At 73.9% G+C, this 13,574-nt stretch carries 11 protein-coding genes; 5 read left to right on the forward strand and 6 right to left on the reverse strand.

The features are described 5' to 3' along the window. Positions 1-290 precede the first annotated feature (290 nt). Positions 291-3,197, forward strand: coding sequence for a glycoside hydrolase family 48 protein (locus tag ACIBF8_RS25550; RefSeq protein ID WP_396786192.1), 2,907 nt, complete (start codon positions 291-293; stop codon positions 3,195-3,197). Between the two features lie 307 nt (positions 3,198-3,504). On the opposite strand, the gene ACIBF8_RS25555 is transcribed toward ACIBF8_RS25550, so the two are convergent. Further along, positions 3,505-4,119, reverse strand: coding sequence for a DUF3159 domain-containing protein (locus ACIBF8_RS25555; RefSeq protein ID WP_396786248.1), 615 nt, complete (start codon positions 4,117-4,119; stop codon positions 3,505-3,507). Between the two features lie 230 nt (positions 4,120-4,349). On the opposite strand from ACIBF8_RS25555, the gene ACIBF8_RS25560 reads away from it, so the two are divergent. Both ACIBF8_RS25560 and ACIBF8_RS25565 read left to right on the forward strand, forming a co-directional pair. Beyond that, positions 4,350-5,237 (forward strand): phosphatase PAP2 family protein, encoded by an 888-nt coding sequence (locus ACIBF8_RS25560; protein ID WP_396786195.1) that lies wholly within the window; start codon positions 4,350-4,352, stop codon positions 5,235-5,237. A gap of 8 nt (positions 5,238-5,245) precedes the next feature. After that, complete coding sequence (locus ACIBF8_RS25565) at positions 5,246-5,914, forward strand: maleylpyruvate isomerase N-terminal domain-containing protein (RefSeq protein WP_396786197.1); 669 nt, start codon at positions 5,246-5,248, stop codon at positions 5,912-5,914. 68 nt (positions 5,915-5,982) lie between these two features. Here ACIBF8_RS25565 and ACIBF8_RS25570 read toward each other — a convergent pair whose 3' ends face one another. Further along, positions 5,983-6,846 carry a DUF1028 domain-containing protein gene (locus tag ACIBF8_RS25570; protein WP_396786199.1) on the reverse strand — a complete coding sequence of 288 codons (864 nt, stop codon included), beginning with the start codon at positions 6,844-6,846 and terminating at the stop codon, positions 5,983-5,985. Further along, a complete protein-coding gene (locus ACIBF8_RS25575; RefSeq protein ID WP_396786201.1) occupies positions 6,843-7,031 on the reverse strand; it encodes a hypothetical protein in 189 nt (62 codons plus the stop codon). Before ACIBF8_RS25575 ends, ACIBF8_RS25570 begins: the two co-directional genes overlap by 4 nt. A gap of 168 nt (positions 7,032-7,199) precedes the next feature. Between ACIBF8_RS25575 and ACIBF8_RS25580 the strand changes: the two genes are divergently transcribed. Next, the gene (locus ACIBF8_RS25580; RefSeq protein WP_396786250.1) at positions 7,200-8,180 is read left to right on the forward strand and encodes an LLM class F420-dependent oxidoreductase; all 981 of its coding nucleotides are present in this window, start codon (positions 7,200-7,202) and stop codon (positions 8,178-8,180) included. Next, complete coding sequence (locus ACIBF8_RS25585; protein ID WP_396786203.1) at positions 8,177-8,968, forward strand: SDR family oxidoreductase; 792 nt, start codon at positions 8,177-8,179, stop codon at positions 8,966-8,968. Before ACIBF8_RS25580 ends, ACIBF8_RS25585 begins: the two co-directional genes overlap by 4 nt. 84 nt (positions 8,969-9,052) lie before the next feature. Here ACIBF8_RS25585 and ACIBF8_RS25590 read toward each other — a convergent pair whose 3' ends face one another. From ACIBF8_RS25590 to ACIBF8_RS25600, 3 genes are read right to left on the reverse strand one after another with little or no spacing between them, the layout of a single operon-like run. Continuing rightward, positions 9,053-11,398 carry a DUF3488 and transglutaminase-like domain-containing protein gene (locus tag ACIBF8_RS25590; protein WP_396786205.1) on the reverse strand — a complete coding sequence of 782 codons (2,346 nt, stop codon included), beginning with the start codon at positions 11,396-11,398 and terminating at the stop codon, positions 9,053-9,055. After that, positions 11,392-12,552 (reverse strand): DUF58 domain-containing protein, encoded by a 1,161-nt coding sequence (locus ACIBF8_RS25595; protein ID WP_396786206.1) that lies wholly within the window; start codon positions 12,550-12,552, stop codon positions 11,392-11,394. The genes ACIBF8_RS25590 and ACIBF8_RS25595 overlap by 7 nt, the downstream gene beginning before the upstream one ends. 14 nt (positions 12,553-12,566) lie before the next feature. Beyond that, a complete protein-coding gene (locus tag ACIBF8_RS25600) occupies positions 12,567-13,562 on the reverse strand; it encodes an AAA family ATPase (protein ID WP_396786208.1) in 996 nt (331 codons plus the stop codon). Positions 13,563-13,574 lie beyond the last annotated feature (12 nt).

Genomic DNA, 13,574 nt, shown 5'->3' on the forward strand with positions numbered 1-13,574 from the left:
TGTGCGCTTGTTGTGGGAGCGCTTCCATGGCACACTGTCGATTCAACGCGACAGGAGCCACATCGCGTGAACGCGGGTCTACCGAGGGCAGCCGGCGGCATCACCACTTCCGGTCACGGTCACCCGATCAGCCGGCGGGATCCCCTCCCGTGCGGGCCGCACCGCCGACCCCGGCCGGGCCCGGGGGAGACCACCTTCCCGGCGCCTCGACATCCCCGCGGACCACCACCCTCGCGGGCAGGCGCCTCGCCGGGGACCGTCCCGGCCTGGTCCGAGGAGACACCGCGCACATGAGACAACTGGCACGACGCCGTCGAGTGGCGATCATCGCCGCCGCCGCGCTCGCTGTCGGCGGGGTGACCCTGCCCGCCGGCGCCGCACAGGCCGCACCCGCCTGCGACGTGGTCTACGCGACCAACGACTGGAACACCGGCTTCACCGCCAACGTCACCATCAAGAATCTGGGCGACCCGGTCAGCAGCTGGACGCTCAAGTGGACCTTCCCGAACAGCAGTCAGCGGGTGACGCAGGGCTGGTCGGCCAGGTTCAGCCAGTCCGGCAGCGAGGTCACCGCGACCAACGAGTCGTACAACGGCAACCTCGGCACCGGGGCCTCCACCACCATCGGCTTCAACGGCTCCCACTCGGGCAGCAACCCGAAGCCCACCGCGTTCACCCTCAACGGCACCCCCTGCAACGGCACCCCGGCCAACCAGCCGCCGACGGTCTCCCTCGGCCTGCCGGCCGGGCCGTTCACCGCGCCGGCCGACGTGCCGCTGACCGCCACCGCCAGCGACCCCGACGGGACGATCAGCAAGGTCGAGTTCTACCGCAACGGCCTGCTGATCAACACCGACACCTCCGCCCCGTACGCCTACACCCAGGAGGACCTGCCGGCCGGCAGCTACACCGTGCAGGCCAAGGCGTACGACAACGCCAACGGCATCGGGGTCGACGAGAAGGCGTTCACCGTCGGCGCCGCCAATGGCCCGACACTGGTCGCCACGCCGTCCGCGGTGAGCGTCCCCGAGGGTGGCACCAGCACCTTCAACCTCAAGCTCAGCGCCGCGCCGACGGCCAACGTGCCGGTCACCCTCACCCGCACCGGCGACACCGATGTCACGGTCTCGCCGACCACCGCCACGCTGACCCCGAGCAACTGGAACACCGGCGTCACCATCACGGTCGCCGCGGCGGAGGACACCGACACCGCCGGCGGTGCCGCCACCATCACCGCCTCCGCCACAGGTCTCGCTTCGCTGGCGGTCACCGCCACCGAGATCGACAACGACACCCCCGGCGGCGACAACACCTACATCGCCAAGTTCCTGGAGCAGTACGGCAAGATCAAGAACTCGGGTTACTTCAGCCCGGAGGGCGTGCCGTACCACTCGGTGGAGACGCTGATCGTCGAGGCGCCCGACCACGGTCACGAGACCACCTCGGAGGCGTTCAGCTTCTGGCTCTGGCTGGAGGCGAACTACGGGCGGGTCACCCAGAACTGGGCCCCGTTCAACAACGCCTGGACGGTGATGGAGAAGTACATCATCCCGACCCACGCCGACCAGCCGACCGCGGGCTCCGCGGGCACCCCGCAGTACGCCGCGGAGTACAACCTGCCCAGCCAGTACCCCTCGGCGCTGAACCCGAACGTCCCGGTCGGGCAGGACCCGCTCCGCTCGGAGTTGCAGTCCACCTACGGCACCGGCGACATCTACGGCATGCACTGGCTGCTGGACGTCGACAACACCTACGGCTTCGGCCGCTGCGGTGACGGCACCACCAAGCCGGCGTACATCAACACCTTCCAGCGGGGCACCCAGGAGTCGGTGTGGGAGACCGTTCCGCAGCCGTCCTGCGACACCTTCAAGCACGGCGGCCAGTACGGCTACCTCGACCTGTTCGTCAAGGACACCGGCGCCCCCGCCAAGCAGTGGAAGTACACCAACGCCCCGGACGCCGACGCCCGCGCCGTGCAGGCCGCGTACTGGGCGCTGACCTGGGCCAAGGCGCAGAACAAGCAGGCCGACGTCGCGGCCACCATCACCAAGGCCGCCAAGATGGGCGACTACCTGCGGTACGCGATGTTCGACAAGTACTTCAAGAAGATCGGCAACTGCGTCGGGGCCAGCACCTGCCCCGCCGGCACCGGCAGGGACTCGGCCCACTACCTGCTGTCCTGGTACTACGCCTGGGGCGGTGCGTACGACACCAGCCAGAACTGGTCGTGGCGGATCGGCTCCAGCCACAACCACTTCGGCTACCAGAACCCGTTCGCGGCCTGGGCGCTGACCAACACCCCGGAGCTCAAGCCGCAGTCGTCGACCGCGGTCAGCGACTGGACCAAGAGCTTCGAGCGGCAGCTGGAGTTCTACACCTGGCTGCAGTCCGCCGAGGGCGGCATCGCCGGTGGTGCCACCAACAGCTGGGACGGCAGCTACGCCCAGCCGCCGGCCGGCACCAGCACCTTCTACGGCATGTTCTACGACGTCGACCCGGTCTACAACGACCCGCCGTCCAACCAGTGGTTCGGCATGCAGGCCTGGTCGATGCAGCGGATCGCCGAGCTGTACCTGCAGACCGGCAACGCGAAGGCCAAGGCGCTGCTGGACAAGTGGGTGCCGTGGGCGATCGCCAACACCACCCTCGGCACCAACTGGTCGATCCCGTCGGACATGGCGTGGACCGGCCAGCCAACCACCTGGAACCCGTCCAACCCGCAGCCCAACACCGGCCTGCACGTCGAGGTCATCACCAAGGGCCAAGACGTCGGCGTCACCGCCGCCTACGCCCGGACCCTGATCGCGTACGCGGCCAAGTCGGGCAACGTGGCGGCGAAGGACACCGCCAAGGGGCTGCTGGACGCGCTCTCCGCGGCCAGTGACGCCAAGGGCGTCTCCACCACCGAGAAGCGTGGCGACTACCGGCGCTTCGACGACGTCTACAACGCGTCCACCGGGCAGGGCCTCTACGTCCCGTCGGGTTGGACCGGGAAGATGCCGAACGGCGACACCATCGCCGCCGGCAAGAGCTTCCTCGACATCCGGTCCTTCTACAAGAACGACCCGGACTGGCCCAAGGTGCAGGCATACCTGGACGGTGGCGCGGAGCCCAGCTTCAACTACCACCGGTTCTGGGCGCAGGCTGACGTCGCCATGGCGTACGCCGACTACGGCAGCCTGTTCCCGAACGGCTAAAACGACCCGGGGTGGGTGGCGTGGACCGCCCACCCCGGGGTCCGGCCCAGGTCCGGGGAACGACGGACCGGGGCTGGCGGACGGCCTGACACCCACGGTCAGGCCGGGGTGGGCCGGCCATCTGGCCGACGCAGCGGATCGGCCGGCTCACCCCACCGCCCGGACTGGAGCCAGCCGCGAAAAAGCCCAGAAATTCGGGCCGTCGCGGGATCACACCGAGGTCTGTGACGGAGTAACGTACGTCACCGGAGAGGCCGCTCCCCCCGTGGCGGCCTCTCCACTTTCTTGCCCGCATCCACCCGCGCCGTCAGGGTCGGCGGGGCGGTGCGACCGGGTGCCGCACACCCGGGTGCCCGGCCGGCAGCGACCGTCGCAGCACCACCCAGCTCAATGCCAGCGCCGCGGCGACCAGCGGCCAGGTCAGCGCCACCCGGGCCACCACCAGCGCGAGCACCTGCCCACCGAGGTACAGCGGCACGAACACGGCGAGCCGCAGCAGGTAGGTCGCCGTCCACACCCAACTGGCCCGGCCGTACGCGCGCAGCAGCGCCGGGTCGCGCCGCCACCGGGCGCGTTGGCCCAACGCCGCGCCGACCAGCACGCCGAGCAGCGGCCACCGCACGACGATGCTGACCGTCCACGCCAGAGCGCTCGCGGCGTTGGACAGCACCTGGATCAGAAAGAAGTTCTCGGCCCGGCCGGTGCGTACCGCGATCAACGCCGCGACGCAGACGGCCAGCAGCCCGATCAGCACCGAGCGGGGTCGGTCACCTCGCCGCAGTCGTACGCCGGCCACCACCGCGCCCACGGCCAGCGCCGCCCCGACTCCGCCCCACAGCGACTCGCCGCCCAGCAGCCAGCCCGCCGCGAACGCCAGTGGCGGCAGGGTGGCGTCGATGGCGCCGCGTCGCCCGCCCAGCAGATCCGTCAGTGACTCCGTGCGCGCCGGCTCGTCCGGGACGGCGTCGGCACCGGCGCGCGCCGGCCCGACCGGGCCCGCGTCGACGCCCGCCCGCTGGTCCGGGCCAGGCTCGGCCCGGCCGCTGTCGCGCCCCGGTGTTTCGCTCACCAACGCCTCCTCGTCTCCGGCTCAACCTAACCGGCGATTGCCGGCGGGCCACCGGTTGGACCGCCGACACCTGCCGCTACGGTGTGCGGATGCGCGCGACGGCACGGGGTTGGACTGCGGTCTGGTTGGTCGTACTGGCCCTCGTCCAGGCGGCCGCCTTCCTCGCCGTATGGCGGGTGGCGGTGCACCTTGAGGTCGGGCAGTGGGTGGACACTGTCGCGCTCACCGGTAACCGGATCGGGCAGGACACCATCGACGGTCCGGTCGACAAGATCCTCAACGCGATGTCGGTGGTCTCGCTGCTGGCCGCCACCGCGATGATCGGGTTCATCGCGCTGATCCGGGGGCGGATCGCCCTGGCGATCACCGCGACCCTGCTGATCGCCGGCGCGAACGTCACGACCCAACTGCTGAAGCACGGGCTGAACCGCCCCGACTACGGTCTCGACCCGGAACGCGCCGCGGTGGGCAACAGCCTGCCCAGCGGACACGCCACGGTGGCCGCCTCGGTGGCGGTCGCGCTGATGCTCGTGCTGCCGCCCAAGGTGCGGGCCGTCGGTGCCTTCATCGGCGCCAGCTACGCCGCCATCGCCGGGGTGGCCACCCTCTCCGCCGGCTGGCACCGGCCCAGCGACGCGGTCGCCGCGTACCTCGTGGTGGGCGTGTGGGCGGCGCTGGCCGGGCTGCTGCTGTTGGTCACCCAGCGGGAGCAGGCCGAGATCGCCCCCGGCGACGCGCACCGGGTCGCGGCGCTGGTGCTCGGGCTGGCCGGTGTGCTCGCCCTGGTCGCCTGCGGGCTCTCCCTGGCCTGGCTGCTCGACCTGCGCGACACCGGGCCGGACGAGTTGTCCCGCCGCCCACTGTTCGTCGGGTACGCGGGCAGCGCTGCCGGGATCGCCGGCACGATGGCGGTGGTGATGGCGCTGGCGCTGACCGTCGTGCACCGGCTGGTGCCCCGGGTCAAGGGCTGAGTCGGCGAATGGAGCTGATCCGCACGGCGTTCTCCGCCGAGTGCACGCGGCTCACCGAGATCCTGGCCGAGCTGGTCGACGGCGACCTCGACCTGCCCACCGACTGCCCTCCGTGGAGGGTTCGGGACCTGATCGCGCACATCCGCACCGGTGCCGGTCGGCTCACCGACATGCTCGCCGCGCCGGCCCCGCCCCACGCCGAGGTGGACGCCGCCGGCTATTTCGGCACCGCGAAGTTCACCGCGGAGGTGGACGCCGACCGGATCGCCGGCGGCCAGCGGGACGCCCTGCGGGTGGATAGGGCGGCGCTGGCGACCGAGTTCGACCGGGCCTGGCGGGCCACCGAGGCGGCAGTCCGCGCCGCGCCGCCGGATCGGGTGGTGCGCACCCGGCACGGCGACGCGATGCGCCTCGGCGAGTTCCTGCGGACCCGGGTCGTCGAGGTCGGGGTGCACGGGTTGGACCTGGCCGCCGCGTTGGGCCGGCCGCCGTGGCTCACCCCGCCGGCGGCCGTGGTCATCGCCGATCTGCTCACCGCCGGGCGACCGACACCGGCCGGGCTGAGCTGGGACCGGCTGACCCTGATCCGGAAGACCACCGGCCGGGCGGCGGTGACCGCCCCGGAACGGGCCACCATCGACGCCACCGGCTTCCGCTGGCTCGCCTTCGGCCGCTGACCCCGGATCTGCGGGGCCGCGGTCGCTCGCGCCGGTCGCTGCTGGCTCGTGCAGCGGGCGCTGACGGGTCAGCTCGCGGAGCGGGGCGCGGGGACGTGCGGGGCCACACCGCGCAGGTGCGTGAGCACCACCGGGTCGATCCGCCCCGGCACCAGCCGCTCCTCCAGGTTCTCCAGCCCGGCCCAGGAGATCAACGCCGCCTCCGTGCCGTCCTCCTGCACCGGATGGCCCAGTGCAGCGAGCAACGCCGCCACCTCGGCGGCGACCGCGCCGCTCAGGTCGAGCAGGGTGGCGGGGTCGGGCCGGCCGAACAGCATGGTGTGTATGGCGAGCAGGCGACTCAGCTCGGTGATCGGCTCCGGGTGGTCGTCCACCCGAAGGTCCACCACCACATCGCTGGTACCGCCGTACCCGCCGCCGCGCTCGACAACCAGCAGGCCGGCGCTCTGCCGGCCACGTCGGTCGCCGCCAGCCTCGTCGCCGGCCCGCAGCGCGGCCAGCAGCCGCTCCGCGAACGGCAGCGCCGATCCGGCCAGCCAGGCCGCGCCGAGGGCGTCGACGACCTCCGGACCGGTGAGCACGTTGCCCTGCGCGGCCCAGCCGTCGCCGGTGCGCCCGCCGGCCCACGGATGGCAGGCCGGGCCGGTCCAACTGGCGCCCGAGCCACTGGCCCCCACGACTCCGAGCTGGCGGTGGTCCCGTTCGGGGTCGGCGGCGATCAGCCCGGCCACCACGTCGGCGGCGGCCACCCCCGTCCGTAGCAGGGCGAGGCCCTGCGGGCGGTAGGCGAGGTTGACGTGCGCCTGGGTGGCCAGCGCACCCACCTCGGCGCCGGCGGCCGGCACCAGTGCCCCGGCGGCGAGGAACTTGCTGGCGACGGCCACGCCGTGCAGGCGGCCGTCGGCGGAGCGGGCGACGAGCGAGAAGGTCACCCGCCGAGACTAGCCGTCCGCGCGGGCCGGGCATCGTGGGCGCACGAGTGGTTCAGAACGGTGGCGCGTCGGCCGGCCTCCGGTGGGGCGCCGTGCGCCCGGCGGGCGTCGGCCACCGCGACCCCGGCCAACACCAGCACCCCGACCGCGGCCGCGACCACGCCGGGCAGGAACAGCAGCGGCACCGCCTGGAACCCATGGCCAGCGGCCGGCGCCGTCGGTCCGGTCCACCTCGAAGTGGTAGCACTTCCCGTCCGCCGGTACGGCCGGAGACCGGCGATTCTGCCCAACCCGGGGATCTTGCCCGGGCCCGCGTCAACGGGCACGATCGATCGGTGACGAATCGATGGGGCATGACGGTGCCGCTGGGCGGGATCGCGTTGGCGCACCACGACGCGGCCTACGCGGCCCTCGACCGGGCCGGGTTCACCGACGTGTGGTCGTCCGAGGTCGCCGGGACCGACGCGTTCACCCCGCTGGCGCTCGCCGCGGCCTGGCAGCCCGGGTTGCGGCTCGGCACCGCGATCACGCCGGTCTTCACCCGCGGCCCCGGGCTGCTGGCGATGAGCGCGGCGGCGCTGGCCGAGGCCGCGCCCGGCCGTTTCTCGCTCGGCATCGGCGCGTCCTCACCCGTGCTGGTACGGGACTGGAACTCGGTGCCGTTCGACGAGCCGTTCCGCCGCACCCGCGACGTCCTGCGCTTCCTGCGCGCCGCGTTGGGCGGCGAGACCGTCGACGAGGTCTACGACACCTTCGCCGTCCGCCGGTTCACGCTGGAACGACCGCCGGCGGTGCCGCCACCGATCCTGCTCGCCGCGCTGCGCCCGGGAATGCTCCGGCTGGCCGGGGCGGAAGCCGACGGAGTCATCCTCAACTGGCTCAGCGCCGACGACGTGCCCCGCGCCCTCGCCGAGCTGGGCGAGCGCCGCGCCGGGTTCGAGGTCGCCGCCCGGATCTTCGTCTGCCCCACCGAGGACGCCGGGTACGCCCGGGCGCTGGGCCGCCGACTCATCACCAGCTACCTGACCGTCCCGGCGTACGCCGAGTTCCACCGCTGGCTCGGCCGCGACGACACACTCGCGCCGATGTGGGCGGCCTGGGCCGCCGGTGACCGGCGCGGTGCCAGCGCGGCGGTGCCGGACGACGTGGTCGACTCGTTGGTGCTGCACGGCTCGCCGGAGCGGTGCCGCGCCGAGGTGCGCCGCTACGCCGACAACGGGGTGGACGTGCCGATCCTCGCGCTGCTGCCGACCCCCGAGGTCACCGCCGGCGACGCGACCGCGCTGCTCAGCCTCATCGCCCGGCTGGGCACTGCGGTGGAGGCATCCGCGTGAACCTCACCGACCGGATCGTGGTGGTCACCGGCGGGGCCGGCGGCATCGGCACGGCGCTGTCCCGTCGGTTCGCCGCCGAGGGCGCCGCCGCCGTGGTGGTCGCCGACCTGGACGCCGACGCGGCCCGCGCGGTGGCCGACGGCATCGGCCCGGTCGCGCACGCCCACGCCCTCGACGTCACCGACGAGGAGCAGGTCCGCGACCTGGTCGCCGACACCGAGCAGCGGTACGGCCGGATCGACCTGTTCTGCGCCAACGCGGGAGTGACCACCGGCGGGGGAGTGGAGGTCGACGACGCCGGCTGGGACCGCGCCTGGCGGGTCAACGTGCTCGCCCACGTCTACTCGGCCCGCGCGGTGCTGCCCGGCATGCTCGCCCGGGGCGGCGGGCACCTGCTGCACACCTGCTCGGCGGCGGGTGTGCTCACCGCGGTGGGCGACGCCGCGTACACCGCGACCAAGCACGCCTCGGTGGGATTCGCCGAGTGGCTCGCCATCACCTACCGGGACCGGGGCATCCGGGTCAGCGCGCTCTGCCCACAGGGGGTGGACACCCCGATGCTCACCGACGGGCTCGTCGAGGGCCATCTCGGCGCCCGGGTGGTCGCCGCGTCCGGTCCGGTGCTCACCCCGGACCAGGTCGCCGACGCGGCCATCGCCGGGCTGGCCGAGGAACGTTTCCTGATCCTGCCGCACCCCGAGGTCGCCGACTACGCCCGCCGCCGCGCCGAGGACCCGGACGGCTGGCAGGCCGGCATGCGCAAACTCATCCGCCGGCTGACCACCTGACGCGCTACCGCACGGGGACACCTGCCGCCGGTGATCAAGAAGTTTGCGTCAGGAATGGGTCCGCAGTCGACGGAAAGCTCTTGATCACCGCGGCGGCCGGCGGGCGCGGCGCAGGGGAGACGGGTGCACGGACCAGAGCAGGCGGCGCCACCAGGGGCGGGCGGAGCGCAGGGTGGCCACATAGGCGGTGGCCACCTCGGCGGCGCGAGCCGCCTGGTCGGGTGTCGCGGCGCCGGGGGCGAAGCCCATCTGATTGAGCAGGGCCGCCAGCTCCTCGACGGCCGGGCTGGACGCGTCTGCCGTCGCCGTGCCGCCGGTGGGCGCGACGGCGGTCGTGTCGTCGCCGGTCGTGCCGGCCCGGGCGTCGGTGAGGGTCTGGCGGGCGTACCCGGCGACCTCGGTGGCGGCCAGGTCGTCCCCGACCGGTTTCCCGGCCAACCGCAGCGCGTCGGTGACCTCCCGCCAGGCGCCGGCGATGCGCTGGCCGGGATCGCCCCGCACGAGCCGGTCGCGGGTGAGGGAGCGGCGCATCGCCAGCAGGGTGAGCAGGAGCGCCCCCACCACCAGCAGCAGCCCGCCGCTGCCGCCGGCGACCAGCACCGGCGTGGAGACCCCGTCCGGGCGGGGCGGGCCGTCGGCGGTGGCCGGCGGCTCCGGTGCGGCGCTCGGCTCCGCGGTGGGCGCCGGCGCCTCCGACGGCGGTGGGTCCTCCGGCGTCGGGCGGAAATCCTCCTCCACCGGTCGGGGTTCGTCGTTCGGGCGGGGCAGCGGGTCGAACGGCACCCAACCCAGTCCGTCGAACAGCACCTCCGGCCAGGCGTACGCGTCACCGGCCAGCACCGGCCCCTGCCCGCTGGTCCGGAAGCCCACCACGACCCGGGTCGGCAGCCCGGACAGCCGGCCGAGGACGGCGAACGCCGCGGCGAACTGCTCCGAGGTGCCCTCCTGCCCGCCGCCGTTGCGGGGTCCGAAAAGGAAGAAACCCAGATTCGGGTACGCGTGCCCGCTTGGCGCGTCCGCCGCCACCCGGTAGTGCTCGGCCAGGAACTGCTCGATCGCCGACGCCCGCGCGAACGGTGCGCCGTTCTCCTCGGCGAGTTGCGCCGCCAGCCGGCGCATCGGGTCGGGCACCCCGTCCGCGACCCGCAGCACCCGGGCCACCTCGTCGCCGGCCGGCACGTTCGCGGTGGCCAACAGGTTCGAATCCGGACGTTCCTCGACGGAGGTCACCGTGTACCGCAGCCCCGGCGTCAGCCCTTCCGGTCGGATCAGCGTTCCGCTCGCCGGGTCGTACGCCACCCGCGCGCCGCTGACCTCGCGGGGTGTCGCCACGGCGGGCAGCAGCCGACCGCTCAACTCGGCGACGCTGATCTGCTGCCGGACCGTCCGCACGGTGCTGTCCCGGGCCGGGACGACGGCCGGCAGGATCCGACCGGCGTTGCGGTACGTCGCGCCGACCCGCCAGGTCACCCCGTCGTAGTCGCTGAGCACCGCCAACCGGATCCGCACACCGCGAGCGGTGTCCGCCGCCGGGTCAGCCTCCGGCGTGGTGCTGGCGGGCGGTGCGTCGGGGCGTTCCGTGCTCACGTCGAGGAGCTTCTGCTCCGGGTGCAACGCCCACCCGGAGATCCGGATCAACGGGTTCTCGTCGAGCGTCTGCACCTGCGGCGGCTCCACGTACCGGCGCGGGTCCACCGGCCGACCGTCGACCTGCCCGGCGACGACCGGGCCGAGCAACGCGACCAACCCGACCACCAGGGCCACCCCGAGCGCCGCGCTGGCGGCCAGCCGCAGTCGCACCGCCGCGCGTACCCCGGGGGTCAGGTCGGCGGTGGGATCACCGCCGCTCGGTGCTGTCCTGGTGGGGGTCGCCAGGCCGACCGCCGCGACCGCGACGAACGCCAGCGTCGCTCCGACCGCCGGTTCGGCGTTCGGGCCGACCACGTAGAGGGAGGCGGCGTAGAGCCCCGCCGCCGGCAGGTACCCCAGCAGCACCCGGCCGGTGCGCAGCGCCACCTCCGCGCCGGCCAGCCCGGCCAGCCAGGCGGCGACAACCGGCACCAGCACCGTGTCCGGGGTGGGCTCCACCGGGATCATCGCGGTGAGCAGCCGGGGGATGCCGTTGCGGGCGGCGTCCGCGGTGACCTCCAACAGGCCGCCCGGCACCTCGGCGCGGGTGGCGGTCAGCCGCAACGACCACAGTGTCCAGCCGGCCATCGCGGCGACCGACACCGGCGCCACCAACCAGGACGGCAGCCGCCGGGCGGCCACGCTGACCAGCACCGAACCGGTCGCCGCGCCAGCGACCAGCCAGGTCAACAGGCTGCCCGCGTACACCCGGCCGAGCACCACCCCGGCGAGCGCCGTCAGCCCGATCAGCGCCAGCGGCAGCACCGCCGCCCGCAGCACCCGCACGGCGCCCGTCACCACCGCCGCACCCCGTCCCACTCGGCCGCGAACTGCGCGCCGTCCGCCGCGTCGACGACCACCAGGCCGGCGGCGCCCGGCGGCGTCGGCTCGGCCGCGCCGAACACCCCGACCACCACCGACGGGTACGCCCCGCGCAGCGCCCCGACGTGCCCCAACTCGTCCCGGCCACCCGGCCCGGTCAGGAAGATCAACGTGTCGCCGAGCCGGTCCTGCCGCAGCCGGGTGGTGGCCGCCCGCACCGCGTCGCCATCGCCGGACAACTCGGCGGCGGCGAGCCGGTCCAGCGGCCCGAGCGCGCCATCGGGCGTCGTGGTCTCCGCCGACTCCGCGGCGACGAACAGCAACAGCACTGGCAGGTCGGCGCGGTGCGCGGCGGTGACGATCGACGCCGCCGCCTCACAGGCCGACTCGAACGACTCCGCCACGCCGCCGACCCGGTGCGGGTGCGCGGCAGCGCGGTTGTCCAGCAGGACGACGAGACGCGGCAGGCTGGTGTCCACGTTCTCCCGCACCATCAGCTCACCCATCCGGGCGCTGGTCCGCCAGTGCACCCGGCGCAACTCGTCGCCGACCACGTACTCCCGTAGCGAGTCGAACGTGATCGACCCGTGTGGAACGCCGTCCACCCGGCCGTCGAGGCTGCGCCCCGCACCGCGCGGCACCGCCGTCAGCGGGTGGATCCGGGGGTGCACCCAGACCGGCACCGCCGCGCCGTACGGGCGGGCCAGCGCCACCAACCCCAGCGGGTCGCGTCGGGTCACCCGCAGCGGGCCGACCGGCACCACCCCCCGACGGTGGGTCGGCACGTCGTAGCGGACCTCGGTGTCCCGGCCGGGCCGCAGCCGCAACACCGGCACCGGCACGGTCCGCGCCCCGCACCGGTCCTCGGCCAACAGGTTCGCCGACCGTAACCGGCCGGTGTTGCGCACGGTCAACGTCATGCTCGCCGGCTCGCCACGGGCCACCCGGTCCGGGTCCGCCCGGCGGGTCACCGCCAGCCGGGGACGCCAGGCCGCGACCAGCGCGGCGTACCCGACGGCCGCGCCGGCCGCCGCGCCGAGCAACGTCAACTCGGGGTACGCGAACCGGAAACCCGCCCCCAGCAGCACCACAGCCGCGACGAGCAGCCCGACCCCGCGGGCGGTGATCCCCATCGCGCTACTGCCGGTCAGCCCTGCACCGGAGCGGGTTGCCCCGACGGCAGCGGCACCGGCACCGAGGCGACGGCCTGGCGCAGCACCTCCGCGGCGGTCATCCCGCGCACCTGGGCATCCGGGGTGAGCAGCAGCCGGTGCGCGAAGACCGCCTCGGCGAGCGCCTTCAGGTCCTCCGGCATGATCCAGCCCCGCCCGTCGATCAGCGCGTACGCGCACGCCGCCCGGGTCAACGCGATCACACCCCGGGGGCTGACCCCGACGCGCACCTGCGGGTGGGTACGGGTGGCCGCGGCCAGCCGGACCGCGTACGCGTACAGCGGCTCGGCGATGTGCACGCGGCGGGCCATCCGGACCATCTCCCCGACGGTGGCGGTGTCGGTGACCGGGGCCAGCGCCTCGGGGGAGCGCACGGTCGCGCCGCGCAGCACCTCGACCTCGACCGCCTCGTCCGGGTACCCCACGGACAGCTTCACCAGGAAACGGTCCAACTGCGCCTCGGGCAGCCGGTAGGTGCCGTCCATCTCCACCGGGTTCTGCGTCGCCACCACCAGGAACGGCGACGGCACCGGGTGCCGGACCCCGTCCACTGTGACCGTCCGCTCCTCCATCACCTCCAGCAGCGCCGACTGGGTCTTCGGCGACGCCCGGTTGATCTCGTCGGCGATGACGATGTTGGCGAAGACCGGCCCCGGATGGAACTCGAAGTCCCGGGTCGCCTGGTTGAAGATCGTCACGCCGGACACGTCTGAGGGGAGCAGGTCGGGCGTGAACTGGATGCGCCGCCACTCACCCTTCACCGTGGCCGCGATGGCCCGCGCCAGGGTCGTCTTACCGACCCCGGGCACGTCCTCCAGCAACACATGACCCTGGGCGAAGAGCGCGGTCAGCGCCAGCCGCACCACCTGCGGCTTGCCGAGCACGACCGCGTTGACGTTCTCGGCCAGCCGGGCGGCCAGGGCGGCGAAACCCTGCACCTCCGGCTGGGTGAGCGGCTCGTGGATGTTCACGGTCGGTGGTGC

It is taken from the genome of Micromonospora sp. NPDC050276 (assembly GCF_044459545.1).
Taxonomy (GTDB): domain Bacteria; phylum Actinomycetota; class Actinomycetes; order Mycobacteriales; family Micromonosporaceae; genus Micromonospora.